This is a genomic window from Streptomyces sp. SCPE 10 (genome assembly GCF_051980735.1).
GTDB classification, from domain to species: Bacteria; Actinomycetota; Actinomycetes; order Streptomycetales; family Streptomycetaceae; genus Streptomyces; species Streptomyces misionensis.
Window position 1 is genome coordinate 4,469,560 of record NZ_CP197069.1, and the last position, 26,382, is coordinate 4,495,941.

Consider the following 26,382-nt stretch of genomic DNA (forward strand, 5'->3'; position numbering starts at 1 on the left):
CCTGCGAAAGAACGCCTGAAGCGTCGTGAAAGGTGCGGGTCGGCTCAGAGCACCCGCACGGCGCCGGTCGGCTGGTCGTACGAGAGCGGGTGCTCCGCGACGCCGTCCGACGGGTTCTGCGCGCCGACGAACATACCGCCGCCCACGTACACCGCGACGTGGTACGCGCTGCCCGCGCTGCCCCAGTACAGGATGTCGCCCGGCTGGAGGTTGCTCAGCGATACCTGGGTGCCGGCGGTCGACTGGTCCTGGGAGACGCGCGGCAGGCTCACGCCGACCTGCTTGAAGGCCGTCTGCACGAGGCCCGAGCAGTCGTACGCGGACGGGCCGGTGGCACCGGAGACGTACGCCTTGCCCAGCTGCGACTTGACGAAGCTGACGACGGCCGCGGCGGAGCCGGTGGCCGTGGAGGAGCCGGTGTCGACGCCGGTGGAGACGGAGCCGGAGCCGCCCGTGGAGGCGGCGAGCGTCGTACGGACCTCGCTGCGCGAGGCGCGCTCGGCGGCGGCCTTGCGGGCGGCCTCCTCGGCCTTCTTCTTGGCCTCGGCCGCCTTCTGCTTGGCGTCCGCGAGGTCCGCCTTGGCCTGCTTCGCGGCGTTCGCGGCGGCCGCGTCGCGCTCGGCCTGCAGCTGGTAGTTCGCGGCGGCCTGCTGCGTGGCGTCCGCGGACTGGGCCGCCTGGGCGGCCAGGTCGGACGTCAGGGTGGGCAGTTCGAGGGTCTGCGTCACCGGCTCGGCGGCGCTGGCCGAACCGGCGGCCCCGGCGACTGCCAGGGTGCTGAGGACGCCACCGGCAACTCCGGCCCGCATCGCGAGGGACGACGCGCTGCGGCGGGGCTTCCGGTGGCTGCGTATGTGAGCGGTGTGGGACATGGGAACAACCGGTATCAGGGGCTCCTCCGTATCTTCAAGAAACGTGTCCTGTGCCACAGTTGCCCAATCGAGACCTTGAATCCCGGGCGTGTCGCTCTTTATTGACGCCGTAACGGACATTGCGGACGCCCGCGATCAAGCCCTTGATCACGGTCTTTGATCATTACGCCCGAATTGCCCCCCGCCTACCACTGGTTGGGGTCGATGGCCAAGCCCGGCTGTTGACGGCTTGTTACCGGTGTGGCGGAGGTCACGGAACGGTCACCCGGGAGCCGGCGTCCCGCGCGTGTGGAGCTCGTGAACGCGTGCACGCACTTTCACTCCGTCCACATCTCCCCCTGTGGCTCCCCCCGACGTGTGAACGGAGTCCACTATCAAGAGTGAACGTCCAAGGCGAATTTGCATGCAGGTGAACTTTCTTGATATTGAGACGCCCCCTCCGGCCTGCGGTGACGAGCTGGATTGTCACTTCTGGTGATCAACTGAACGCTTCGCGTATGAAGATCACCCATCATCCGACTTCATGATCCTTCGTCAGGTGGTGGAGATCACAAAGCTTGTGGAATACCCCGTGTCGCAGATCACAGAGCGGCAGGCATAAGATGCGAGGCAGTTGGGCTTGTGACCTGCTTCACATGTTCTCGATCTTCGCCGGGACGAGCGTGGTTCGTGGGGCCGGTGAGGCGGATGCGAGCCCAGTGAACCGCCAGCAGTCAGTGCCGACTGAGAGGAGCGAGGAGCGGTGAACGCGTATGCGCCCATCCTCGTACTGGGAGCCCTCGGGGCAGGCTTTGCGATCTTCTCCGTGGTCATGGCCACGCTGATCGGTCCGAAGCGGTACAACCGCGCCAAGCTCGAAGCCTACGAGTGCGGTATCGAGCCGACCCCCACGCCGGCCGGCGGCGGGCGCTTCCCCATCAAGTACTACCTGACGGCGATGCTCTTCATCGTCTTCGACATCGAGATCGTCTTCCTCTACCCCTGGGCCGTCACCTTCGACGCCCTGGGGCTTTTCGGGCTCGTGGAGATGCTGCTCTTCGTGCTCACCGTCTTCGTCGCGTACGCGTACGTATGGCGGCGCGGCGGCCTGGAATGGGACTGAGGGGCCATATAAGACATGGGACTCGAAGAAAAGCTGCCGAGCGGCTTCCTGCTGACCACCGTCGAACAGGCCGCGGGCTGGGTGCGCAAGGCGTCCGTCTTCCCGGCCACCTTCGGCCTGGCCTGCTGCGCCATCGAGATGATGACCACCGGCGCCGGCCGTTACGACCTGGCGCGCTTCGGCATGGAGGTGTTCCGGGGTTCGCCGCGCCAGGCGGACCTGATGATCGTGGCCGGCCGGGTCAGCCAGAAGATGGCACCGGTCCTGCGGCAGGTCTACGACCAGATGCCGAACCCCAAGTGGGTCATCTCCATGGGCGTCTGCGCGTCCTCGGGCGGCATGTTCAACAACTACGCGATCGTCCAGGGCGTCGACCACATCGTCCCGGTCGACATCTACCTCCCCGGCTGCCCGCCGCGCCCCGAGATGCTGATGGACGCGATCCTCAAGCTCCACCAGAAGATCCAGTCCACCAAGCTCGGCGTCAACGCGGAGGAAGCGGCCCGCGAGGCGGAGGAGGCGGCGCTCAAGGCCCTGCCCACCATCGAGATGAAGGGGCTGCTGCGGTGAGCGACGCGAACGGCACCCACGGCGGGGCGAACGGGGTGAACCCGGAGAAGGACCTGTCCGCCTCCAACCTCCCCGGTCAGCGCGGCCAGGGCGGCGAGGAGATCCGCGTCCAGCGCGGCATGTTCGGCGCCAACAACGGCGGCGACACCTCCGGCTACGGCGGACTGGTCCGCTCGGTCCGCCTCCCGGGACCGGCGACGCGGCCCTACGGCGGCTGGTTCGACGAGGTCGCCGACGAGCTGGAGGGCGCCCTGGAGGAACAGGGCCTGCTGCCGGACAACGCCATCGAGAAGACGGTCGTCGACCGCGGCGAACTCACCTTCCACATCGAACGCGAGCACCTGGTCCGCGTCGCCCGCACCCTGCGCGACGACCCCGCCCTGCGCTTCGAACTGTGCACCGGCGTCAGCGGCGTCCATTACCCGCACGACAAGGGCCGCGAGCTGCACGCCGTCTACCACCTGCGCTCCATCACCCACAACCGGCTGATCCGCCTGGAGGTCAGCGCCCCCGACGCCGACCCGCGCATCCCGTCCCTGGTCTCCGTGTATCCCACCAACGACTGGCACGAACGCGAGACCTACGACTTCTTCGGAATCGTCTTCGACGGCCACCCGGCCCTCACGCGGATCATGATGCCGGACGACTGGCAGGGCCACCCGCAGCGCAAGGACTACCCGCTCGGCGGCATCCCCGTCGAGTACAAGGGCGCCCAGATCCCGGCTCCGGACCAGCGGAGGTCGTACTCGTGAGCAGCACCCAGTCAGCAGCCTCCCGGGAAACCACCGAGGGCACCGTCTACACGGTCACCGGTGGCGACTGGGACGAGGTCGTCCAGTCCGCGGCCCGCGCCGACGACGAGCGCATCGTCGTCAACATGGGTCCCCAGCACCCCTCCACCCACGGGGTGCTCCGGCTGATCCTGGAGATCGAGGGCGAGACGGTCACCGAGGCCCGCTGCGGCATCGGCTACCTGCACACCGGCATCGAGAAGAACCTCGAGTTCCGCACGTGGACGCAGGGCACCACCTTCGTCACGCGCATGGACTACCTGACGTCCTTCTTCAACGAGACCGGCTACTGCCTCGCCGTCGAGAAACTCCTCGGCATCGAGGACGACGTCACCGAGCGCGCCCAGATCATCCGGGTGCTCCTGATGGAGCTGAACCGGATGTCCTCCCACCTGGTGGCCATCGCCACCGGCGGCATGGAACTCGGCGCCACCACGATCATGATCTACGGCTTCCGTGATCGTGAAATGATTCTCGACCTCTACGAGCTGATCACCGGCCTGCGGATGAACCACGCGTTCATCCGCCCCGGCGGACTCGCCCAGGACCTGCCGCCCGGCGCGGTCGACCAGATCCGCGAGTTCGTCAAGAAGATGCGCAAGAACCTCCCGGAGTACGACAAGCTCGCCACCGGGAACCCCATCTTCAAGGCCCGCATGCAGGACATCGGCTACCTCGACCTGGCCGGCTGCATGGCCCTCGGCGCCACCGGACCGATCCTGCGCGCCACCGGCCTGCCGCACGACCTGCGCAAGACCCAGCCGTACTGCGGCTACGAGACCTACGACTTCGAGGTCCCGACCGCCGACAGCTGCGACGCCTACGGCCGCTTCCTGATCCGCATCGAGGAGATGCGCCAGTCGCTCAGGATCGTCGAGCAGTGCCTGGACCGGCTCCAGCCCGGACCGGTCATGGTCGCCGACAAGAAGATCGCCTGGCCCGCCCAGCTCGCCCTGGGACCGGACGGGCTCGGCAACTCCCTCGACCACATCAAGAAGATCATGGGCACCTCCATGGAGGCCCTGATCCACCACTTCAAGCTGGTCACCGAGGGCTTCCGGGTCCCGCCGGGCCAGGCCTACGCGGCCGTGGAGTCCCCCAAGGGCGAACTCGGCGTGCACGCCGTCTCCGACGGCGGCACCCGCCCCTACCGGGTCCACTTCCGCGACCCGTCCTTCACCAACCTTCAGGCCATGGCGGCGATGTGCGAGGGCGGCCAGGTCGCCGACGTGATCGTCGCCGTCGCGTCCATCGACCCCGTGATGGGAGGCGTCGACCGGTGACCACCTCTTCTTCGGAGCACGGCGTCAGCCTGGGCATGCCCGAACTGCCCGCGCCCGCCTATCCGGACGACGTACGGGCCCGTCTGGAGGCGGACGCGCGCGAGGTGATCGCGCGCTACCCGGACTCCCGCTCCGCCCTGCTGCCGCTGCTCCACCTCGTGCAGTCGGAGGAGGGCCACGTCACGCGCACCGGCATGCGGTTCTGCGCCGAGATGCTCGGCCTGACCACCGCCGAGGTCACCGCGGTGGCCACCTTCTACACCATGTACCGGCGCCGGCCCTCCGGCGACTACCAGGTCGGGGTGTGCACCAACACCCTGTGCGCGGTGATGGGCGGCGACGCGATCTTCGAGGCCCTCCAGGAGCACCTGGGCGTCGGCAACGGCGAGACCACCGACGACGGCAAGATTACTCTGGAACACATCGAGTGCAACGCGGCCTGCGACTTCGCGCCGGTCGTGATGGTCAACTGGGAGTTCTTCGACAACCAGACGCCCGCCGGCGCCAAACGGCTGGTGGACGACCTGCGCGCGGGACGGCCCGTACAGCCCACGCGCGGGGCCCGGATGTGCACCTTCAAGGAGACCGCGCGCATCCTGGCCGGCTTCCCCGACGAACGGCCCGGGGCCGTCGAGGAGGGCGGCAGCGCGGGACCCGCGTCACTGGTGGGCCTGCGCCTGGCCAAGGGGGAGACCGAATCCGCGCGCGTGGTCCATCCGCGCGGCGGACCGGAGGGCCGGCGGGACACGGTGCACGAGCCGTCTCCGGCCGAGCACCTCAGCTCCCATGACGCGCCGCAGGAGACCTCGGCCTCCGATCCCGCGCACCCCGCAGGGCCTACCGCCGAGGAGGGGGAGTGATGAGCGTGGCCGCCGAAGTCAAGGACTCCAGCCCGGAGAAGCTGCTCGCACCGGTGCTGTCGGCCTTCTGGGACGAGGACCGCTCCTGGTCCCTGGACGTCTACCGGGCCCACGAGGGGTACGAGGGCCTGCGCAAGGCGCTCGCCATGTCGCCGGACGACCTGATCGCCTACGTCAAGGAATCCGGCCTGCGCGGCCGCGGCGGCGCGGGCTTCCCCACCGGGATGAAGTGGCAGTTCATCCCCCAGGGAGACGGAAAGCCGCACTACCTGGTGGTCAACGCCGACGAGTCGGAGCCGGGGACCTGCAAGGACATCCCACTCCTCTTCGCGAACCCGCACAGCCTCATCGAGGGCATCGTGATCGCGTGCTACGCCATCAGGTCGTCGCACGCCTTCATCTACCTCCGGGGCGAAGTCGTCCCCGTACTGCGGCGGTTGCACGAGGCCGTACGCGAGGCCTACGCGGCGGGCTACCTCGGCGAGAACATCCTCGGCAGCGGACTGAACCTCGATCTCACCGTGCACGCGGGCGCCGGCGCGTACATCTGCGGTGAGGAGACCGCGCTGCTGGACTCGCTCGAAGGCCGCCGTGGTCAACCGCGACTGCGTCCCCCTTTCCCCGCGGTGGAAGGTCTCTACGCCTGCCCCACTGTGGTGAACAACGTCGAGTCGATCGCGTCGGTTCCCGCCATCCTGAAAAACGGGAAAGAATGGTTCAGGTCGATGGGCAGCGAGAAGTCCCCGGGCTTCACGCTCTACTCGCTCAGCGGCCACGTCGCCAGCCCCGGCCAGTACGAGGCCCCGCTCGGCATCACCCTGCGCCAGCTCCTGGAGATGAGCGGCGGGATGCGCCCCGGCCACCGGCTGAAGTTCTGGACGCCGGGCGGCTCCTCCACCCCGATGTTCACCGCCGAACACCTCGACGTCCCCCTCGACTACGAGGGCGTCGGCGCCGCCGGCTCCATGCTCGGCACCAAGGCGCTGCAGTGCTTCGACGAGACGACCTGCGTGGTGCGGGCGGTCACCCGCTGGACCGAGTTCTACGCCCATGAATCCTGCGGAAAGTGCACCCCCTGCCGCGAAGGGACGTACTGGCTGGTGCAGTTGCTGCGGGACATCGAGGCCGGCAAGGGCGTCAAGTCCGACCTCGACAAGCTCGCGGACATCGCCGACAACATCAACGGCAAGTCCTTCTGCGCCCTCGGCGACGGCGCGGCCTCGCCGATCTTCTCCTCGCTGAAGTACTTCCGCGAGGAGTACGAGGAACACATCACGGGCCGGGGCTGTCCCTTCGACCCGGCCAAGTCGACGGCCTGGGCGGACCGCCCGGAGGTGAACGCATGACCGTGACCACCAACGCTCCCGCGGGTGGCGGAGAGGCGGCCCTCCCGCCGGACGACCTCGTCACGCTGACGATCGACGGCATCGAGATCAGCGTGCCCAAGGGCACCCTGGTCATCCGGGCCGCCGAACAGCTCGGCATCGAGATCCCCCGCTTCTGCGACCACCCCCTGCTCGACCCGGCGGGCGCCTGCCGGCAGTGCATCGTGGAGGTCGAGGGCCAGCGCAAGCCCATGGCGTCCTGCACCATCACCTGCACCGACGGCATGGTGGTGCGCACCCAGCTGACCTCGCCGGTCGCCGAGAAGGCCCAGCACGGGGTGATGGAGCTGCTGCTCATCAACCACCCGCTGGACTGCCCGGTCTGCGACAAGGGCGGCGAGTGCCCGCTGCAGAACCAGGCCATGTCGCACGGCAACGCCGAGTCCCGCTTCGACGGCCGCAAGCGGACCTACGAGAAGCCGGTGCCGATCTCCAGCCAGGTGCTGCTGGACCGCGAGCGCTGCGTGCTGTGCGCCCGCTGCACCCGCTTCTCCAACCAGATCGCCGGCGACCCGATGATCGAGCTGATCGAGCGCGGCGCCCTCCAGCAGGTCGGCACCGGCGAGGGCGACCCCTTCGAGTCGTACTTCTCCGGCAACACCATCCAGATCTGCCCGGTCGGCGCGCTCACCTCGGCGGCGTACCGCTTCCGCTCCCGCCCGTTCGACCTGGTCTCCTCGCCGTCGGTGTGCGAGCACTGCGCGGGCGGCTGCGCCACCCGCACCGACCACCGGCGCGGCAAGGTCATGCGGCGGCTGGCCGCCAACGACCCCGAGGTCAACGAGGAGTGGGTCTGCGACAAGGGACGCTTCGCGTTCCGCTACGCGCAGCTGGGGGACCGCCTCGACACCCCGCTGGTGCGCGGCGCCGACGGGGTCCTGGAGCCCGCGTCCTGGCCGGAGGCGCTGGAGGCCGCCGCGCGCGGTCTGCGCGCCGCCCGCTCCCGGGCCGGCGTGCTGATCGGCGGCCGGCTGACCGTCGAGGACGCCTACGCGTACAGCAAGTTCGCACGCGTCGCCCTCGACACCAACGACATCGACTTCCGCGCCCGCGCGCACAGCGCCGAGGAGGCCGCCTTCCTCGCCTCCCGGGTGGCGGGCCGGGGCGTCGATCTCGACGGCACGGGCGTCACGTACTCCGCCCTGGAGAAGGCGCCCGCCGTCCTGCTCGTCGGCTTCGAGTCGGAGGAGGAGGCGCCCGGCGTCTTCCTGCGGCTGCGCAAGGCCTGGCGCAAGCACGGGCAGCTGGTGTTCTCGCTGGCCACACACGCGACCCGGGGCCTTGAGAAGGCGGGCGGCACGCTGCTGCCGGCCGCGCCCGGCACCGAGACCGAGTGGCTGGACGCGCTCGCGAGCGGCGTCGGCCTGGAGGAGCCCGGCACCCGGGCCGCCGAGGCGCTGCGCGGCGAGGGCGCCGTCATCGTCGTGGGGGAGCGGCTGGCCTCGGTCGCCGGCGGGTTCACCGCCGCGGTACGGGCCGCCACCGCGACCGGCGCCCGCCTGGTGTGGATCCCGCGCCGGGCCGGTGAGCGCGGCGCCCTGGAGGCCGGCGCGCTGCCCGCGCTGCTGCCGGGCGGCCGCCCCGCGACCGACCCCCGCGCCCGCGAGGAGGTCGCCGCCGCCTGGGGCCTCGCCGACCTGCCGCTCGGCTACGGCCGCGACACCGGCCGGATCGTCGAGGCCGCCGCCGACGGCCTGCTGTCGGCCCTGGTGGTCGCCGGCGTGGAGGTCGCCGACCTGCCCGACCCGGCCCGCGCGCGCGAGGCGCTGGACAACGTCGGCTTCCTGGTCTCGCTGGAGCTGCGGCCCAGCGAGGTCACCGAACGCGCCGACGTCGTCCTGCCGGTCGCCGCGGTCGCCGAGAAACCCGGCAGCTTCCTCGACTGGGAGGGCCGGGTGCGCTCCTTCGAGGCCGCGCTCAAGCCCGACCAGATGACCCGCCGCCTGCCCCCGGCCGACGCGCGCGTCCTGCACATGCTGGCCGACGCCATGGACGTCCACCTGGGGCTGCCGGACCTGCGCACCGTCCGCGCGGAGATCGACCGGCTCGGCCCCTGGAACGGGCCGCGCGCCGCGGAGCCCCGGGAGTCCGCGGGCGCGCCGCCCCGCGCGGCCGCGGGCGAGGCCGTGCTCGCCGGGCACCGGCTGCTGCTCGACCAGGGCGTCCTCCAGGAGGGCGACGAGGCGCTGGCCGGCACCCGGCACGCCGCACGCGCGCGCCTGTCGGCCGCCACGGCCGCCGAGGCCGGCGTCGCGGACGGCGCCCTGCTCGCCGTCACCGGCCCCGCCGGAACCGTCGAACTCCCGCTCCAGGTCACCGAGATGCCCGACCGGGTGGTCTGGCTCCCGCTGAACTCCGTCGGCGGCGGCGTCGCCTCCGACACCGGGGCACAGCCCGGCAACCTCGTCCGCATCGGCCCGGCGGCCCCCGCCGACACCGCCCCCCAGGAGGTGGAGGCATGAGCCCGTACCTCGCCGCTGAAGACCTCTCGATGTTCGGCCGCGACCCCTGGTGGCTGGTCGTCGTCAAGGCCGTCTTCTGCTTCGCCTTCCTGATGGTGACCGTGCTGTTCTCCATCGTCTGGGAGCGCAAGGTCGTCGCCTGGATGCAGCTGCGCATCGGACCCAACCGGCACGGCCCCTGGGGCATGCTCCAGTCGCTCGCCGACGGCGTGAAGCTGATGCTCAAGGAGGACCTGATCGTCCGCCGCGCGGACAAGGCGGTCTACGTCCTCGCGCCGATCGTCGCGGCCATCCCGGCCTTCATGGCGATCGCGGTGATCCCGTTCGGCCCCGCCGACCACGAGGTCTCCATCTTCGGCACCCGTACGACGATGCAGCTGACCGACCTGCCGATCGCCCTGCTCTACATCCTCGCGGTCGCCTCGGTCGGCATCTACGGGATCGTGCTGGCGGGCTGGAGCTCCGGCTCGACGTACCCGCTCCTGGGCGGCCTGCGGTCCTGCGCGCAGATGATCTCGTACGAGATCGCCATGGGCGCCGCGTTCGCCTCGGTGTTCCTCTACTCGGGCTCCATGTCGACGTCGACCATCGTGGCCCAGCAGCACGACCGCTGGTACATCCTGCTGCTGCCGGTCTCCTTCCTGCTCTACATCGTCACCATGGTCGGCGAGACCAACCGCGCCCCCTTCGACATGCCGGAGTCCGAGGGCGACCTGGTGGGCGGTTTCAACACCGAGTACTCGTCCATCAAGTTCGCGATGTTCATGCTCGCCGAGTACGTGAACATGGTGACGGTCTCGGCCGTCTCCACCACCCTCTTCCTCGGCGGCTGGCGCGCCCCCTGGCCGATCAGCACCTTCTGGGAGGGCGCCAACCACGGCTGGTGGCCGCTGCTCTGGTTCGTCGTCAAGGTGCAGCTGCTGCTGTTCTTCTTCATCTGGCTGCGCGGCACCCTGCCGCGGGTCCGCTACGACCAGCTGATGAAGCTCGGCTGGAAGGTGCTGATCCCGGTCTCGGTGACCTGGCTGATGCTGGTCGCCTCGGTGCGGGCACTGCGCAACCAGCACTACGACTTCGCCGACATCGCCCTCTACGTGGGCGGCGGAGTGCTCGCCCTGCTGCTGATCTCCTTCGTCGTCGACATGTTCCGCGAGCGGGGGCAGGCCGAGGCGCGGACGGGCCCCGCGCCGGGCGGCTTCGACCCGATGGCGGGCGGCTTCCCGGTGCCGCCGATGCCCGGACAGGAGCTGCCGCCGGTGCCCAGGCGCCGCCCGCGCCGGGAGCGGGAGCTGATTGTCAGTGGCGGGCCCGACACTGTCGGTGACGGAACTTCGGACGGAACAACGGATGGAAAGGAGGCGTCCGATGGCTGAGGAGCCCAAGGAGATCAAGCCCGGTTTCCAGAACCCGGTGGCCGGCTTCGGCGTGACCTTCAAGGCCATGTTCAAGAAGCGGCTGACCGAGCAGTACCCGGAGCAGAAGAAGACCACCGCTCCGCGTTTCCACGGACGGCACCAGCTCAACCGCCATCCGGACGGCCTGGAGAAGTGCGTCGGCTGCGAGCTGTGCGCCTGGGCCTGCCCCGCCGACGCCATCTACGTGGAGGGCGCCGACAACACCGACGAGGAGCGCTACTCGCCCGGGGAGCGCTACGGCCGCGTCTACCAGATCAACTACGCCCGCTGCATCCTGTGCGGGCTGTGCATCGAGGCGTGCCCCACCCGCGCGCTGACGATGACCAACGAGTTCGAGCTGGCCGACTCCAGCCGCGCCAACCTCATCTACACCAAGGAGCAGCTGCTGGCCGGCCTCGAAGAGGGCATGGTCGACACGCCGCACTCGATCTTCCCCGGCACCACCGAGGAGGACTACTACCGGGGCCTGGTCACCCAGGCCGCGCCCGGCACGGTCCGCCAGGTCGCCGTCTCCAAGGGGGAGAAGGAAGAGGACCAGGGGGTGGACGCATGAGCGCGCAGCTCGCCGCCTACACGACCTCCACCGGTGAGGCCTTCCAGTTCTGGGTCCTCGGCACCGTCGCGGTGATCGGCGCCCTGTGCACCGTCTTCATGAAGAAGGCCGTGCACAGCGCGCTCAGCCTCGCCGGCACCATGATCGTGCTGGCGGTGTTCTACCTCGCCAACGGCGCCTACTTCCTGGGCATCGTGCAGATCGTCGTCTACACCGGCGCGATCATGATGCTGTTCCTGTTCGTGGTGATGCTCGTCGGCGTCACGGCCGCGGACTCGCTGAAGGAGACCATCAAGGGCCAGCGCTGGCTGGCCCTGCTGTGCGGGATCGGCTTCGGCGTGCTGCTGCTCGCCGGGATCGCCAACGCCTCCCTGAAGGACTTCGCCGGCACCGGCCAGGCCAACGCCAACGGCAATGTGGAGGGCCTCGCCGCCCTCATCTTCACCAAGTACGTCTTCGCCTTCGAGATCACCGGCGCCCTGCTGATCACGGCCGCCGTCGGCGCGATGGTGCTCACCCACCGCGAGCGCACCGAGCGCGCCAAGACCCAGCGCGAGCTGTCCGAACAGCGCGTGCGCGAGGGGAAGTACGTGCCGCCGCTGCCCGCCCCCGGTGTCTACGCCCGGCACAACGCCGTGGACGTCGCGGGTCTGCTGCCCGACGGCACCCCCTCCGAGCTGACCGTCAGCAAGACGCTGCGCGAACGCGGCCAGATCCGGGACGTGTCCACCGACGCCCTCAACGACCTGCGGGCGCTGGAACAGCGCTCCGAGGAACGCCTGGAGCGGACGCCGATCGCACCGGAGACGTTCAAGCGGCCCGAGGAGGCGTCGAAGTGAACCCGGTCAACTACCTGTACCTCGCCGGTCTGCTGTTCACCATCGGCGCGACCGGCGTACTGATCCGGCGCAACGCGATCGTGGTCTTCATGTGCGTCGAGCTGATGCTGAACGCCTGCAATCTCGCGTTCGTCACCTTCTCCCGGCTGCACGGCAACCTCGACGGCCAGGTCTTCGCCTTCTTCACGATGGTCGTGGCCGCCGCGGAGGTCGTGGTGGGCCTCGCGATCATCGTGTCGCTGTTCCGTACCCGCCACTCGGCCTCGGTCGACGACGCCAGCCTGATGAAGCTGTAAGGGGTCGGGAGAATCGTGGAGAAACTGATCGCGCTGCTCATCGCGGCGCCCCTGCTCGGAGCGGCCGTCCTCCTGGTCGGCGGCCGGCGCCTGGACCGCGTCGGCCACTGGATCGGCACCCTGCTGTCGACCGCGTCCTTCGTGTTCGGCCTGCTCCTCTTCGCCGACCTGCTCGGCAAGAATGCCGAACACCGCACCCTGATCCAGCACCTGTGGAGCTGGATCCCGGTCGAGGGCTTCCAGGCGGACGTCACCCTGCGCCTCGACCAGCTGTCGATGACCTTCGTGCTGCTGATCACCGGCGTCGGTTCGCTGATCCACCTGTACTCGGTCGGGTACATGGAGCACGACGCGCGCCGCCGCCGCTTCTTCGGCTATCTGAACCTGTTCCTCGCGGCGATGCTGCTGCTGGTCCTCGCCGACAACTACCTGCTGCTGTACGTCGGCTGGGAGGGCGTCGGCCTCGCCTCCTACCTGCTGATCGGCTTCTGGCAGCACAAGCCCAGCGCCGCCACGGCCGCCAAGAAGGCGTTCCTGGTCAACCGCGTCGGCGACATGGGCCTGTCGATCGCGATCATGCTGATGTTCACCACCTTCGGCAGCTTCGCCTTCGGCCCGGTCTTCGGTCACGTGGGCGATGCCTCCCAGGGCAAGCTCACCGCGATCGGCCTGATGCTGCTGCTGGCCGCGTGCGGCAAGTCCGCCCAGGTGCCGCTCCAGTCCTGGCTGGGCGACGCGATGGAGGGCCCGACCCCGGTCTCGGCCCTGATCCACGCGGCGACCATGGTGACCGCGGGCGTCTACCTGATCGTCCGTTCGGCGGCCGTCTTCAACGCGGCGCCGGACGCGCAGCTCGCCGTCACCGTGGTCGGCGCGGTCACGCTGCTGTTCGGTGCGATCGTCGGTTGCGCCAAGGACGACATCAAGAAGGCCCTGGCCGGCTCGACCATGTCGCAGATCGGCTACATGGTGCTGGCCGCGGGCCTCGGCCCCATCGGCTACGTCTTCGCGATCATGCACCTGGTGACGCACGGCTTCTTCAAGGCCGGGCTGTTCCTCGGCGCGGGCTCCGTGATGCACGGCATGAACGACGAGGTCGACATGCGCAGGTACGGCGGTCTGCGTAAGTACATGCCGGTCACCTTCGTCACCTTCGGCCTCGGCTACCTCGCCATCATCGGCTTCCCGGGCCTGTCCGGCTTCTTCTCCAAGGACAAGATCATCGAGGCGGCCTTCGCCAAGGGCGGCACCGAGGGCTGGATCCTCGGCGGCGCGGCCCTGCTGGGCGCGGCCATCACCGCGTTCTACATGACGCGCGTGATGCTGATGACCTTCTTCGGCGAGGAGCGCTGGAAGAACCGGCCCACCCGCTCGCCCGAGGCGCCCAGCGCCGAGCCCGCCGCCGAGCACCGCGGCGAGCACACGGAACCGCACCCGCACGAGTCCCCGAAGGTCATGACGATCCCGATGATCGTGCTGGCCGTCGGCTCGGTCCTCGGCGGTGGCTTCTTCAGCATCGGCGACCGCTTCCTGCACTGGCTGGAGCCGGTCACCGGCCACAGCGAGGGCCACTCCCCGGTCAGCGCCGGCGAGGTCACCGCGGCCACGATGGTCTGCCTGGTGATCGGCGTGGCCATCGCCTGGGCGCAGTACGGCCGCAAACCGGTCCCGGCCGTCGCCCCGCGCGGCTCCCTGCTCACCCGCGCCGCCCGCCGCGACCTGCTCCAGGACGACTTCAACCACGTGGTCCTGGTGCGCGGCGGCGAGCACCTGACGCGCTCCCTGGTCTATCTCGACCACTCGCTGGTCGACGGCGTCGTCAACGGCACGGCGGCCGGCTTCGGCGGCCTGTCCGGGCGGCTGCGCCGGCTCCAGAACGGCTTCGCCCGCTCCTACGCGGTCTCGATGTTCGGCGGTGCGGCCCTCCTGGTCGCCGCGACCCTGCTGATGAGGGCGGTCTGATACCGATGTCCTTTCCCCTGCTGACAGCGACGGCGGCGCTCCCGGCCGTGGGAGCCGTCGCCACGGCCGCCGTACCGGCCGCGAGGCGCACCGCCGCCAAGTGGCTGGCCCTGCTCGTCTCGCTCGGCACGCTCGCGCTCGCGATCACCGTCCTGGTCCGCTTCGACCCGGGCGGCGCCCGCTACCAGCTCACCGAATCCCACTCCTGGATCAGCGACTTCGGGGTGCGCTACGAGCTGGGGGTGGACGGCATCGGGGTCGCGCTGATCGCGCTGACCGCCGTGCTGATCCCGTTCATCGTCCTGGCGGGCTGGCACGACGCCGACCCGCTGGAGACCGGCAGCCGCCGCTGGCGCCCCACCCAGGGCTTCTTCGCGCTGATCCTGGCGGTCGAGGCGATGGTCCTCATCTCCTTCGAGGCCACCGACGTCTTCGTGTTCTACATCTTCTTCGAAGCCATGCTGATCCCGATGTACTTCCTCATCGGCGGCTTCGGGGACCGCGCCCACGCGCAGGGCGAGCAGGCGGCGACCACCCAGCGGTCGTACGCGGCCGTGAAGTTCCTCCTCTACAACCTGGTCGGCGGTCTGATCATGCTGGCCGCGGTGATCGGCCTCTACGTGGTCGCCGGGAACTTCTCCCTCCAGCAGATCGCCGAGGCCCGCGCGAACGGCTCGCTGCACATGGCGACGAGCACCGAACGCTGGCTGTTCCTCGGCTTCTTCTTCGCCTTCGCGGTGAAGGCGCCGCTGTGGCCGCTGCACACCTGGCTGCCCAACGCCATGCAGGAGTCCACCGCCCCGGTCGCCGTCCTCATCACGGCGGTGGTCGACAAGGTGGGCACCTTCGCGATGCTCCGCTTCTGCCTCGGGCTGTTCCCGGAGGCCAGCCGGTGGGCGACGCCGGTGATCCTCGTCCTGGCCCTGATCAGCATCGTCTACGGCGCGCTGCTCGCCGTCGGCCAGCGGGACATCAAGCGCCTGGTGGCGTACGCGTCGATCTCCCACTTCGGCTTCATCATCATGGGCATCTTCGCGATGACCAGCCAGGGCCAGTCCGGCGCCACCCTGTACATGGTCAACCACGGTATTTCCACGGCCGCGTTGATGCTGGTCGCCGGGTTCCTGATCTCCCGGCGCGGCTCGCGGCTCATCGCCGACTACGGCGGGGTGCAGAAGGTCGCCCCGGTGCTCGCCGGCACCTTCCTGATCGGCGGCCTGGCCACCCTGTCACTGCCCGGACTGGCACCGTTCGTGAGTGAATTCCTCGTCCTGGTGGGCACGTTCACGCGCTACCCGGTGATCGGCATCATCGCCACCTTCGGCATCGTCCTCGCCGCGCTCTACACCCTGGTGCTCTACCAGCGGACCATGACGGGCCCGGTGAAGCCCGAGGTCTCGGCGATGCCCGACCTGAAGGTGCGCGAACTGCTGGTCGTCGGGCCGCTGATCGTGCTGCTGATCTTCCTGGGCGTCTATCCGAAGCCCGTGACGGACATCGTCAACCCGGCGGTGCGGCACACCATGTCCGACGTCCAGAAGAAGGACCCCAAGCCCGAGGTGGAGGCGGTCAAGTGAGCACCCCAGCCGTCCACAGCCTGTGGACAACCGCGGCGGACCGCATCCCCCAGATCGGCGCGCCGAAGATCGAGTACGGGCAATTGTCGCCGACGCTGATCATCATCGGCGCCGCGCTGGTCGGGGTGCTGGTCGAGGCGTTCGTCCCGCGCAGATCCCGTTACCACGCCCAGGTGTTCGTGTCGGTCGTCGCCCTGTGCGCCGCGTTCGCCGCGGTCGTCGGGCTCGCCGCCGACGGGTACGGCACCACCAAGGCGCACATCGCCGCCATGGGCGCCATCGCCGTCGACGGTCCCTCGCTGTTCCTCCAGGGCGTCATCCTGCTGGCCGGCCTGGTGGGGCTGTTCACCTTCGCCGAACGGCGCCTGGACCCGGCGGCCCACGGCAACCGGGTCGACTCCTTCGCGGCGCAGGCCGCCGCGGTGCCGGGCGGCGAGGGCGAACAGGCCGCGGTCAAGGCCGGGTTCACCACCACCGAGGTCTTCCCGCTGCTGCTCTTCGCCGTCGCCGGCATGCTGGTGTTCACCTCGGCGAACGACCTGCTGACGCTGTTCGTCGCCCTGGAGGTCTTCTCCCTGCCGCTGTACCTGCTGTGCGCGCTGGCCCGTCGCAAGCGGCTGATGTCGCAGGAAGCCGCCGTCAAGTACTTCCTGCTGGGCGCGTTCGCCTCCGCGTTCACCCTGTTCGGCATCGCGCTGCTGTACGGCTACGCGGGCTCGGTGTCGTACGGGCGCATCGCCCAGGTCGTGGACGGCTCGGTCACCGATGTGAGCCCGGCGCTGGCGGGCACCATGGGCAATGACGCGCTGCTGCTCATCGGCGGCGCCCTGCTCGTGATGGGCCTGCTGTTCAAGGTCGGCGCGGTGCCGTTCCACATGTGGACACCCGACGTGTACCAGGGCGCGCCCACCCCGGTGACCGGCTTCATGGCGGCGGCGACCAAGGTGGCCGCGTTCGGCGCGCTGCTGCGGCTCCTCTACGTCGTGCTGCCGGGGCTGCGCTGGGACTGGCGGCCGGTGATGTGGGCGGTGGCGATCATCACCATGCTGGGCGGCGCGATCGTCGCGATCACCCAGACCGACATCAAGCGGCTGCTGGCGTACTCGTCCATCGCGCACGCCGGGTTCATCCTCGCGGGTGTCATCGCCACCTCGAAGAACGGTGTGTCGTCGGTCCTCTTCTACCTGGCCGGCTACTCGTTCGTGACCATCGGCGCGTTCGCGGTGGTCACCCTGGTGCGGGACGCGGGCGGCGAGGCGACCCACCTGTCCAAGTGGGCCGGGCTCGGCCGGCGTTCCCCGCTGGTCGCGGCGGTCTTCGCGGTGTTCCTGCTGGCCTTCGCCGGCATCCCGCTGACGTCCGGCTTCGCCGGGAAGTTCGCCGTGTTCAAGGCGGCGGCGGCCGGCGGCGCGGTCCCGCTGGTGGTCATCGGTGTGATCTCCTCGGCGATCGCGGCGTTCTTCTACATCCGCGTGATCGTGCTGATGTTCTTCAGCGAGCCCAGGCCCGAGGGCCCGACCGTGGCCGTGCCGTCGCCGCTGACCACGCTGGCGATCGGCATCGGGGTGGCGGTCACGCTGGTGCTCGGTGTGGCGCCGCAGTACTTCCTCGACCTGGCGAGCCAGGCGAGCGTGTTCGTGCGCTGAGCCGCCGCCGCACGGCGCGATGGCCCCGGTTCCCTTTCGGAGCCGGGGCCTTCGCGTGCCGCACGGGCCTTGGCGCGGCCGTACGGCCGGCCGTCGCATGCTCAGCCGGGCGCGCCCGGGTAGGGGCACTTCACCTCGGGATTCCACTCGTAGAACAGCCCGCTGGGGTTCTTCTTGTAGAGCCAGGCGTGCAGCGAGTAGTGGGCCGGGATGGTCGAGTTGTGGTGCGCGGTGACCGGGCCCTCGAACTTCCGCCCGAACATCGTGGGCCGCGCGGTGTTCTTGTCGGCCTTCACGATCCACTCCACCCCGGTGAGCGTGCGCCCGCCCTTGCCGTCGTCCTCGTAGAGCAGGGCGGCGGGCTTCACCGGGTCGAGGGAGCCGTACAGCCTGGGGTTGATGTAGTGGTAGCCCATGGCGCCCTTGCCGTCGTTCATGTCCATGGTGCAGGGGTTGGGCTTGTACCCGGCGGCCAGCGCGAAGGGGATGTGCCGGTACTTCGCGGTGGCCGACACGGTGGGCGCCAGCTGCTTCCAGACGGAGGCGTCGACGGGTCCCTGGTCGGCGTGGGCGGGGGCTGTCGCGAGGGTGAGACCTGCGGTGGACGCGAGGGCGAGGGCGGCCTTGACGAGGTGAGCGGGCATCGTGCGGGGCTCCTTGGGGAGGAGACGGGGTCGCATCGAGCAGCTTGCGCCGGGGCTGGTCAAGGGGCCATCCGAGGACGGCCGTCCGGGTGACGCGGGGGGCGGGCCGTTTCTCTCGCTTCTCACCCGAACGGCGTACGGCTTTGGCAAGATCGCGGTGAAGGCGGCCACCGGTCATCGGGGCCGACCGACGAGAGGACGATGTCATGACGCTCACGACGAGCAAGCCCACCGTGGCCATCCTGGGCGCGGGAGGCGTCGGCGGTCTGCTGGCCGCCCTGCTGTCCCGCTCCGGCCACCGGGTCGTCTGCCTGGCCCGCGAGGCCACGGCCGACGCCCTGCGCGACGGCGGGATCGAGGTCCGCAGCCGGCGGTTCGGCGACTTCCGGGCCGCGGTGGAGGCGGACACCGAACTGCGCGAGCCGGTGGACGCCTGCCTGATCACCGTGAAGCACACCACCCTGGACGCCGCGCTCGACCGGGTCACGCCCGCCGCGCTCGGCGACGCCCTGGTCGTGCCGTTCCTGAACGGCGTCGAGCACCCCGCCGTCCTGCGCGCCCGCTACGGGACCGACCGGGTGGCCCCCGCGGCGATCCGGGTGGAGTCCACCCGCCTGCCGTCCGACGGCACCGGACCCGTCGTGATCGAGCACGGCAGCCCGTTCGCCGAGATCGACCTGGCCGCCGGCCCGGCCGACCGTGCCCGCCTCGAAGCCCTCGCGAAGGCGCTGTCGGAGGCGGGGACGACGGCCCGGGTGGTGGAGGACGAGACCAGGACGCTGTGGGAGAAGATGTCCTTCCTCGCCCCGTTCGCCCTGCTCACCACCCGGTACGGCCTCCCGCTCGGCGAGGCCCGCACCCGCCACCGGGAGGAGCTGGAGGGCCTGGTCGCGGAGACCGCCGCGGTGAGCCGCGCCTGCGGCTGCCCCGTCGACCCCGCCGGGGCCCTGGCGCGCTACGACGCCTTCCCGCCCGGGACCAAGTCCTCCATGCAGCGCGACGCGGAGGCGGGCCGCCCCCTGGAGCTCGACGCCATCGGCGGCGCACTGCTGCGGGCCGCCGACCGCCACGGCGTACCAGTGCCGGTGACGACGAGGCTGGTGCGGGAGATCGCGGCGGCGGGTCACTAGTGCTGTGACCAGGGAGGTTCACCGGGTTGGTGGTCGGAGCGGTTGGATATGGCGTGTCGTTCGATCCGACTGTTGGGAGTGCGGTGGCTGAGCCTGTTCGTGTGCGCAGGTTGTCCGACCAGGAGGGGCAGAAGCTGCAGCAGATCGTGCGCCGTGGCAGCACCAGTTCGGTGCGCTACCGGCGGGCGATGATGTTGCTGGCCTCGACCGGTGGGAACCGGGTGCCGGTGATCGCGAAGCTGGTGCAGGCCAACGAGGACACCGTCCGCGACGTGATCCACCGGTTCAACGAGATCGGCCTGGACTGACTGGGCCCTCGGTGGGCGGGAGGCCGTCCCCGCCTCCTCAGTCCTGACGACGAGGCCTTCGTCGTCCAGACGGCCACCACCCGCCTGACCAAGCTCGGCCAGCCCTTCACCCGCTGGTCCATCCGCAAACTCGCGGCCTACCTGCGGAAAGTGCACGGCCGCGTGACCCGGATCGGCCGCGAGGCGTTACGGTGCCTGCTCGCCCGCCGCGGCATCACCTTCCAGCGCACCAAGACGTGGAAGGAGTCGCCCGACCCTGAGCGCGACGCCAAGCTCGACCGGATCGAACAGGTCTTGGAGCAGTTCCCGGACCGGGTGTTCGCGTTCGACGAGTTCGGGCCGCTCGGTATCCGGCCCGCCGCCGGGTCGTGCTGGGCCGAGCAGGGACATCCTGAGCGGCACCCCGCGACCTATCACCGCACGCACGGGGTGCGCTACTTCCACGGCTGCTATTCGGTCGGCGACGACAAGTTGTGGGGCGTCAACCGCAGGAAGAAGGGCGCCGCGAACACCCTGGCCGCGCTGAGGTCGATCCGGGCGGCCCGCCCGGACGGCGCTCCCCTCTACGTGATCCTGGACAACCTGTCCGCGCACAAGGGTGAGACGATCCGGCGCTGGGCGAAGAAGAACCGGGTCGAGCTGTGCTTCACGCCGACCTACGCGTCTTGGGCCAACCCGATCGAGGCGCACTTCGGGCCGTTGCGGCAGTTCACCGTCGCCAACTCCAACCCCTGCAATCACACCGCGCAGACCCAAGCCCTGCACGCGTATCTGCGCTGGCCTAACGCCAACGCCCGCCACCCCGAGGTCCTCGCTGCCCAGCGTCGCGAACGTGCCCGCATCCGCAGCGAGAAGGGCATCCGCTGGGGCGGGCGCCCCCTCGCCACCGCGGCCTGAAGAACCCGGCGAACTGTGTCCTGGACGGGCGAAGCTGCCGCAGGGGGCAATGAGTTGATCTTGAAGCTCTGAAGGGCCCGGCCCGTCACCCGTTCCGCTGGGCTGGATCCTCCTCGGCGCGGATCCCATGCCGGTGTGCGTACACAATGGCCTGTGGTCGGTCGCGGCTGCCGGTCTTGGCGAAGATCTGATGGATGTGGGTCTTCACCGTGGAGCGGCTCAGGTACAGCCTGGCGGCGATTTCCGCGTTGGACAGGCCCTCCGCGATCAGGCCGAGTACCTGGGCCTCGCGTTCGGTGAGGCCGTCGGGGAGGGCTGCGTTCTTGGCGGTGTGTCCCGGGTCGGTGCGGCGGCTCGCGTGGATCAGGCGGGCGGCGGCGAGCGGGTCGAGCATGGCGTGGCCGCTGGCGGCGGCCTCGATGGCGCGGTGGATGTCCGCGGCGGAGGCGTTCTTGGTCAGGTAGCCGGTGGCGCCGGCTTCGAGTGCGGCGAGGATGGAGTCGTCGTCGGTATAGGTGGTGAGGACCACGATGGCCGTGGCCGGACGGTCGGTCTTCAGTCGGCGTGTGGCCTCGACGCCGTCGGTGCCGGGCATGTGAAGGTCCATCAGAACCACGTCGGCCTCGTGCCGGGCGGCGAGATCGACGGCCTGCGCCCCGTCCGCGGCCAATCCGGCGACGTGCACCCCGTCGACGGCGCCGAGGATGGTGGCCAGGCCCTCGCGGACGACCCGATGGTCATCCGCGATGATCACCGAGATCGGTGTGGGGCTCATCGGTCGCTCCCGTCGCTGCGGTTGCCCAGGTTGCCCCTTCGGTAGGGGATGCGTGCGGCGACCCGCCATCCGCCGTCGGACGCGGGGCCGGCCTGGAAATCGCCGCCCGCCTGCTCGACGCGTTCCCTCATGCCCTGGAGCCCGAACCCGCCGCCGCTCGGGCGCAGTGCCGCGGGTGTGTCCGGGGCCGGGGCGGGTCTGGTGTTGCCGACCTGTACGGTCACGTCCTGCAAACCGAAGCCGACCCGGACGTTCACCTGCGTGCCGGGGGCGTGTTTGGCGGCGTTGGTCAGTGCTTCCTGGGCGAGCCGGTAGAGCGTGAGCGTGGTGTCGGCGTCCAGTTCCTGGCGGCTACCGTCCAGTTCGAGTTCTGCCTGGTGGAGCTCGCAGAGCCGTTCGAGCTGCGCGGCCAGCGACGTGGCCTCGCCACGCAGCGCGCGGACGGCTTGGCGTGCCTCGTCCAGGCCCGTGCTGACCAGCTCGTGGCCGAGCTCGATCTGTGTGATGAGCTTCTCGCGCGGTGCGTCGGTCCGGGCGAGGGTGTCGATCGCGGTGAGCTGGATCGACAGGGCGCCGAGGGTGTGGGCGAGCACGTCGTGCAGCTCGCGGCCGAGCCGGTTGCGCTCACCGGCGAGTTCCGCCTCGGCCCGGGCGAGCTCGGTACGCCGGCGTTCCGTGGCGACCAGCGTGCTGTGCCGGGCACGCTGGTCGATCTCGCGTCGGCTCGCACCGGCCACCAGTCCGGCGAGGGCCACCGCGGCGGTGCTCAACAGGCGCCCGGGAAAAGGCCCGTGAGGGATCGCCGCGAGGCAGTAGGCGACGGGGCCGGCGGTGGACAGCACGAGGGCGGCGTGCGGATCGAACGCGACGGCGGCCAGGCTCGCCGCCACGCCGGTGAAGATCAGCCCATTGGTGTCGGTGACCGCGAGCACCGCCCCGGCCGCGCACATCACCGCGGCGACCGCGGCCACGTGCGCACCCTGGGTGAAGGCGGTCAGCAGGGTGCCGGCGATCAGGACGAGCCAGGCCAGCGCGGCGATGGCCAGGGCGACGGGCGCCACGACCCCCGGGTCGGCGGGGAGCGTGGCGACGTTGATCCAGATCGACACGCCCAGCCCCACCAGCATGGCCGCGGCACGCGCCCGTGGGTCGGGGATCATGCCGCTCAGCCCGATCCCGGGATGGTCCGCGGCCGGGCTGAATCTACTGGTGATACTCATCGCTTCGGATTATCCCAGTCCGGTGTGCCTGAAGAGCGATCCGCAGCGCACGGACAGCGCGGACGATCAGGGTGAGCAGCGGTAGGAGGATCACCGTGCGCCTCCCGTCGCATGCGCGGCGCCCATGATCGGGCCGGCCTGGGCCAGGCGCGCGCGGCCTCGCACCCACAGCCCCAGGCTGCGGAACAGACTCATGCTCACGGACAGGAAGATGAAGCCGTTCGTCAGACCGGTGGCGCTCAGGTGGTGGTTGGTCAGGAACACGCCGAGCCCCACCGGAAAGACGTGCTGGGCGCCGTAGGCGAAGCCGAGCCGGGCGGCGGTCACGGCGATCCAGACCGCCGCGTAACCAGCTCCCGAGCGGCTGACCGCGGCGGGGCTGCCTGGGGTGGGCGAGGTGCGCGGCCAACGGCGTCGCCAATCCGGGTGGTAGTCGACGGACACCAGCAGCGGGCAGACCGAGAACAGCCCGAGTGCCGCCCCGGCCAGCGCGCTGACGCCTTGCAGCAGCAGGTCGTTTTCACCGGTGGGCAGCGAGGTGAAGAAGAACGGCACGATGAGGGCGACGCCGATGATCGGCCGTCCCACCCGGAACCAGCCGATCTTGCGGCGGCCGAGATCGGACTCGAGCACCACGGCCAGAAGCGCCAGCTGCATGATCACGATGTTCGCTGTCATGCACCCACCTTCGCCGCGACGCCCGGCCCTGCCATCGGCCTCCGGGCCGGTCACCGGGTGGAGATGCGGGGGTGGGGGGTGGAGACCACGGTCCACCCCCTTCTACCGACGGCCGCCTGTGGCATCGATCCACCCGGTCATCGCGTTTGCGTCCAGACCTCGATCAGGTCCTCGGGCTCCACTCCTGCCTGACGATCAGTGATAACCGCCACCGTGAAACAGGACCAAACCCCTCAAGATCCCCTTCCGTTCAAGCACCACCCAGGCACCGCGCCTCGCCACACCACTGACCGCCGACCCGGTGAACCTTCCTGGTCACAGCACTAGGGCCTCTCGTTTGGATCGTGCCGGGCTCGCGAGCCCTGGCACCGCGCCTCGCGGCGTTGTCGTCGGTTGCCATGGCTCCGCCATGTCGCCCTCCTCCGCCTTGCGACGCACGGCGCCAGACCCCGCTCCCTGATCCGGCCTGATCCAAACGAAAGACCCCAGGGCCTCTCGGTCTTCGGCGGCTTGCTGTGTGCGGTGAGCCTGCCAAGACGGACGCTCTGTGCTGAACGACGCGACCGGTTCCGTCGGGTTCCGGCAGCCGTGCCATGCCGGTTCGTCGGGTTCGCCCCGTTTCGGGCAAGGGGATGTCACGGGTCGTCAACTCGCGTGTCACAGCGGAATCCTGATTCGATCCGCATCGCAACGGCCCGCCCGGAAGCAGGCATCCCCAGAAGTGAACGACAGCGGCTCGCCGGTTCGAGCGGGCCGGACAGGACCACTTCGCAGGAGTGCACATGCGTGTCAGGAAGATCTCCGCCCTCGCCGTGATCGTCGCCGCGGCCGGCCTCTCGCTGACCGCGTGCGGCGGCAACGACGGTTCGAGCGCGGCGGCACAGAGCGGCACGTCGGCTTCCGCGAGCAGTTCCACGGGCGGCCAGGGCACCACCGGCGCCTCCTCCGGCAGTTCCGGCGACACCAGTGGCGGCACGGGGACCGGTACCGCAGGAAGCACCGGCACCGGCACCGGATCCGGCACCAGCGGCGGCACGGGGAAGAAGGCCGCCGCCCGGACCGGGACCACCGCGTCGGGTGCCATGTGCAAGACCGAGCACCTCGGCTTCAGCGCCGCCCCCGCGGGAGTCGAGAACGAGATCGTCGTCAACCTGAAGAACACCGGCTCCGCCACCTGCCGCATGCACGGCTTCCCCGGCGTCCAGCTCCTCGGTGCCGACGGTCTGGGCGACAGGGGCCCCGACGCCGCCCGCACCGACACCACCGCACCCGCCGTCACCATCGCCCCCGGCGAGGAGACCCGCTTCCTCCTCCACTACATCCCCGACACCAGCGGCTCCGGCAAGACCTACACCAAGCTCGCCGTCACCCCGCCCAACGAAACCGTCTTCGACGTCATGAACCTCGACGGCCTGAAGATCACCGTCCCCGCCACCGCCGGCAACGCGCCCGACGTCTACGTCGACCCCATCGGCTACCACACCGGCACCGGCAAGTGACTCCAGCGTCGGTCGGCGGGGCCGCGGGCCTCGCCGGCACGTGCGCCGACGCCGAGGGTCCGTCCGCGGAGCATCCGTGACGCGGGTTTCGGTCACCGGGCCGTGGTGACCGCCACCGAGTGGGCGACATCGCGATGAGCCTCGTGTTCGGCGAGCCGGCCGGTGAGGGCGGCGCGGACGTCTTCGTAGGTGTCGGGGCCGAGCGGGAGGCGGAGCGGGGTCGCACCGGAGTCAACGAGGTCGATCATCGCCTCCGTGAGTTTCTCCGCGCTGTTGGGCACCGGGAAGTGGCCGCCGAGGAACGCCTGCCGGGTGTCGGCCGCGGGGGTGTTCTCGTACTCGGGCAGGGACGGTGCGATGTCCAGCGACGTGCCGAAGCCGGTGGGGGTCGCGCCCGGCTCGATGATGGTCAGGGCCAGGCCGAACGGCGCGATCTCGCGGGCGACGGTCTCGCAGAACCCCTCGATGCCCCACTTGGAGGCGTGGTAGTAGCCGAGGCTGGGGTAGGTCGTCTGACCGCCCGCGGTGGACACCTGCAGGATGCGGCCTCGGGCCTGGGCGCGCAGGTGCGGGAGGGCGGCACGGATGACCTGGATCGAGCCGACCAGGTTGGTGTCGATGACGCGCCGGATCTGTTCGTCGGACGCCTCCTCGACGGACGCGAGAACGCCGTAGCCGGCGTTGTTGACGACGACGTCGATCGTGCCGAGGGTCTCAAACGCCTCGTCGACGACGCGACGCACTCGCTCGGTGTCGGTGACATCGAGCTGGGCGGTCCAGAGCCGGTCGCCGTGTTCGGCGCGGAGGTCATCGAGCGCCCCGGGCCGGCGGAGAGTGGCGGCGACGCGGTCGCCACGGGCCAGCAGGTGTTCGGTGAGCAGTCGCCCGAAGCCTGAGGAGGTGCCGGTGATGAACCAGGTGGTGGTCATGGTTTTCCTTCGCTGTGCGGTGCGCGTGGCCGGTCGCGGTGTCGCTGATGCGGACAGGGGGCATCGATGCGACGGGCCTGGGCCTGGGCTGGGGATGAGTCCGCCGAGTCGCTCGCGCTGCCGTGAGGCAACTCGGCCGGAACCTTGCCGAGGTGCCGTCGTCAGACGGTGCCCGCCTCGGCGCGCGCGTAGAACGCGGCGAGCTCGTGGGGGTTCTTGGTGTAGACGTCGATCTTGCGCACCGCGCCGTCCTCGACCTGGTGGATCTCGACCATGGTCAGCGGGAACTCCTCACCGGTGGTGTGGGCCGTGAGCGTTCCGCTGAGCCTTCCGATGACGCCGGCCGGGCCTTCGAACACCTCGGCATCGGTGATGGCGACATCGGCGTAGCCCATCATCGCGCCCAGGATCGACTGCACGAACACCTCGCGGCCCTGGTGCACGCCGCCGTAGGGGAGCTGGGCCGGCTCGTCGATGATCACGTCGGGGGCGAGCTTGGCCAGGACACCCGGCACGTCGCCCTTGCCCAGCGCGTCATACAGCCCTCGCACGACCTGCGCGGGGCTCTCCTCCAGTGTCTTCGGCTGGTTGCTCATCTCGCGTGCCCTTCAGTTCTGTTCCGGTACCGGAAAGGTCGGCCGGCCCGGGGCACATGTGCCCTCGCACCGGTCGGGCCCCAGAGGATCGGG

23 protein-coding genes and 1 pseudogene are annotated in these 26,382 nt (G+C 70.2%); 17 read left to right on the plus strand and 7 right to left on the minus strand.

Going from position 1 to position 26,382, the window contains the following annotated elements:
- Positions 1-44: 44 nt before the first annotated feature.
- The gene (locus tag ACSP97_RS20770; protein ID WP_355145291.1) at positions 45-872 is read right to left on the minus strand and encodes a C40 family peptidase; all 828 of its coding nucleotides are present in this window, start codon (positions 870-872) and stop codon (positions 45-47) included.
- Positions 873-1,614: 742 nt separating this feature from the next.
- On the opposite strand from ACSP97_RS20770, the gene ACSP97_RS20775 reads away from it, so the two are divergent.
- The 14 genes from ACSP97_RS20775 to nuoN are packed head-to-tail and all read left to right on the plus strand — an operon-like array spanning position 1,615 to position 17,613.
- The gene (locus tag ACSP97_RS20775) at positions 1,615-1,974 is read left to right on the plus strand and encodes an NADH-quinone oxidoreductase subunit A (RefSeq protein WP_030494815.1); all 360 of its coding nucleotides are present in this window, start codon (positions 1,615-1,617) and stop codon (positions 1,972-1,974) included.
- Between the two features lie 15 nt (positions 1,975-1,989).
- A complete protein-coding gene (locus ACSP97_RS20780) occupies positions 1,990-2,544 on the plus strand; it encodes a NuoB/complex I 20 kDa subunit family protein (RefSeq protein WP_009190037.1) in 555 nt (184 codons plus the stop codon).
- Complete coding sequence (locus tag ACSP97_RS20785) at positions 2,541-3,296, plus strand: NADH-quinone oxidoreductase subunit C (protein ID WP_070025327.1); 756 nt, start codon at positions 2,541-2,543, stop codon at positions 3,294-3,296. The genes ACSP97_RS20780 and ACSP97_RS20785 overlap by 4 nt, the downstream gene beginning before the upstream one ends.
- Positions 3,293-4,618 (plus strand): NADH-quinone oxidoreductase subunit D, encoded by a 1,326-nt coding sequence (locus tag ACSP97_RS20790; RefSeq protein WP_355145294.1) that lies wholly within the window; start codon positions 3,293-3,295, stop codon positions 4,616-4,618. Before ACSP97_RS20785 ends, ACSP97_RS20790 begins: the two co-directional genes overlap by 4 nt.
- Positions 4,615-5,478 (plus strand): NADH-quinone oxidoreductase subunit NuoE, encoded by an 864-nt coding sequence (gene nuoE / locus ACSP97_RS20795; RefSeq protein ID WP_355145296.1) that lies wholly within the window; start codon positions 4,615-4,617, stop codon positions 5,476-5,478. The genes ACSP97_RS20790 and nuoE overlap by 4 nt, the downstream gene beginning before the upstream one ends.
- Entirely contained in the window at positions 5,475-6,824 is a 1,350-nt protein-coding gene (nuoF, locus tag ACSP97_RS20800; protein WP_355145298.1) for an NADH-quinone oxidoreductase subunit NuoF, read from the plus strand. The genes nuoE and nuoF overlap by 4 nt, the downstream gene beginning before the upstream one ends.
- Positions 6,821-9,325, plus strand: coding sequence for an NADH-quinone oxidoreductase subunit G (locus ACSP97_RS20805; RefSeq protein WP_355532001.1), 2,505 nt, complete (start codon positions 6,821-6,823; stop codon positions 9,323-9,325). The genes nuoF and ACSP97_RS20805 overlap by 4 nt, the downstream gene beginning before the upstream one ends.
- Positions 9,322-10,698 (plus strand): NADH-quinone oxidoreductase subunit NuoH, encoded by a 1,377-nt coding sequence (nuoH, locus tag ACSP97_RS20810; RefSeq protein WP_355145302.1) that lies wholly within the window; start codon positions 9,322-9,324, stop codon positions 10,696-10,698. The genes ACSP97_RS20805 and nuoH overlap by 4 nt, the downstream gene beginning before the upstream one ends.
- A complete protein-coding gene (gene nuoI, locus ACSP97_RS20815; protein ID WP_180329893.1) occupies positions 10,691-11,293 on the plus strand; it encodes an NADH-quinone oxidoreductase subunit NuoI in 603 nt (200 codons plus the stop codon). The genes nuoH and nuoI overlap by 8 nt, the downstream gene beginning before the upstream one ends.
- Entirely contained in the window at positions 11,290-12,132 is an 843-nt protein-coding gene (locus ACSP97_RS20820) for an NADH-quinone oxidoreductase subunit J (RefSeq protein ID WP_355145306.1), read from the plus strand. The genes nuoI and ACSP97_RS20820 overlap by 4 nt, the downstream gene beginning before the upstream one ends.
- Positions 12,129-12,428 carry an NADH-quinone oxidoreductase subunit NuoK gene (nuoK, locus tag ACSP97_RS20825; protein ID WP_070025335.1) on the plus strand — a complete coding sequence of 100 codons (300 nt, stop codon included), beginning with the start codon at positions 12,129-12,131 and terminating at the stop codon, positions 12,426-12,428. Before ACSP97_RS20820 ends, nuoK begins: the two co-directional genes overlap by 4 nt.
- A 15-nt stretch (positions 12,429-12,443) precedes the next feature.
- Complete coding sequence (gene nuoL, locus ACSP97_RS20830; RefSeq protein ID WP_355324494.1) at positions 12,444-14,390, plus strand: NADH-quinone oxidoreductase subunit L; 1,947 nt, start codon at positions 12,444-12,446, stop codon at positions 14,388-14,390.
- A 5-nt stretch (positions 14,391-14,395) separates the two neighbouring features.
- Positions 14,396-15,967 (plus strand): NADH-quinone oxidoreductase subunit M, encoded by a 1,572-nt coding sequence (locus ACSP97_RS20835; protein ID WP_355145310.1) that lies wholly within the window; start codon positions 14,396-14,398, stop codon positions 15,965-15,967.
- Positions 15,964-17,613 (plus strand): NADH-quinone oxidoreductase subunit NuoN, encoded by a 1,650-nt coding sequence (nuoN, locus tag ACSP97_RS20840; RefSeq protein WP_358271013.1) that lies wholly within the window; start codon positions 15,964-15,966, stop codon positions 17,611-17,613. The genes ACSP97_RS20835 and nuoN overlap by 4 nt, the downstream gene beginning before the upstream one ends.
- Positions 17,614-17,714: 101 nt before the next feature.
- Here the strand turns inward: nuoN and ACSP97_RS20845 are convergent, their stop codons facing one another.
- Positions 17,715-18,257 (minus strand): hypothetical protein, encoded by a 543-nt coding sequence (locus ACSP97_RS20845; RefSeq protein ID WP_355145314.1) that lies wholly within the window; start codon positions 18,255-18,257, stop codon positions 17,715-17,717.
- A 206-nt stretch (positions 18,258-18,463) separates the two neighbouring features.
- On the opposite strand from ACSP97_RS20845, the gene ACSP97_RS20850 reads away from it, so the two are divergent.
- Both ACSP97_RS20850 and ACSP97_RS20855 read left to right on the plus strand, forming a co-directional pair.
- Entirely contained in the window at positions 18,464-19,387 is a 924-nt protein-coding gene (locus tag ACSP97_RS20850; protein WP_355145316.1) for a ketopantoate reductase family protein, read from the plus strand.
- A gap of 83 nt (positions 19,388-19,470) precedes the next feature.
- Positions 19,471-20,592 (plus strand): annotated as a pseudogene (locus ACSP97_RS20855) (IS630 family transposase).
- Positions 20,593-20,677: 85 nt separating this feature from the next.
- Here ACSP97_RS20855 and ACSP97_RS20860 read toward each other — a convergent pair.
- The 3 genes from ACSP97_RS20860 to ACSP97_RS20870 form a co-directional block, all read right to left on the minus strand.
- Positions 20,678-21,367, minus strand: a complete 690-nt coding sequence (locus ACSP97_RS20860) for a response regulator transcription factor (RefSeq protein ID WP_358271008.1) — start codon at positions 21,365-21,367, stop codon at positions 20,678-20,680.
- Positions 21,364-22,587 carry a sensor histidine kinase gene (locus ACSP97_RS20865; protein ID WP_440553734.1) on the minus strand — a complete coding sequence of 408 codons (1,224 nt, stop codon included), beginning with the start codon at positions 22,585-22,587 and terminating at the stop codon, positions 21,364-21,366. Before ACSP97_RS20865 ends, ACSP97_RS20860 begins: the two co-directional genes overlap by 4 nt.
- 90 nt (positions 22,588-22,677) lie before the next feature.
- Positions 22,678-23,265, minus strand: a complete 588-nt coding sequence (locus tag ACSP97_RS20870) for a hypothetical protein (protein ID WP_358680763.1) — start codon at positions 23,263-23,265, stop codon at positions 22,678-22,680.
- 782 nt (positions 23,266-24,047) lie between these two features.
- Here ACSP97_RS20870 and ACSP97_RS20875 point away from each other — a divergent pair.
- The gene (locus ACSP97_RS20875; RefSeq protein ID WP_388295183.1) at positions 24,048-24,764 is read left to right on the plus strand and encodes a DUF4232 domain-containing protein; all 717 of its coding nucleotides are present in this window, start codon (positions 24,048-24,050) and stop codon (positions 24,762-24,764) included.
- A gap of 92 nt (positions 24,765-24,856) precedes the next feature.
- Here ACSP97_RS20875 and ACSP97_RS20880 read toward each other — a convergent pair whose 3' ends face one another.
- Together ACSP97_RS20880 and ACSP97_RS20885 are read right to left on the minus strand one after the other, a co-directional pair.
- Entirely contained in the window at positions 24,857-25,693 is an 837-nt protein-coding gene (locus ACSP97_RS20880; RefSeq protein ID WP_358680360.1) for an SDR family oxidoreductase, read from the minus strand.
- Between the two features lie 161 nt (positions 25,694-25,854).
- The gene (locus tag ACSP97_RS20885) at positions 25,855-26,289 is read right to left on the minus strand and encodes a nuclear transport factor 2 family protein (RefSeq protein ID WP_382071330.1); all 435 of its coding nucleotides are present in this window, start codon (positions 26,287-26,289) and stop codon (positions 25,855-25,857) included.
- Positions 26,290-26,382 lie beyond the last annotated feature (93 nt).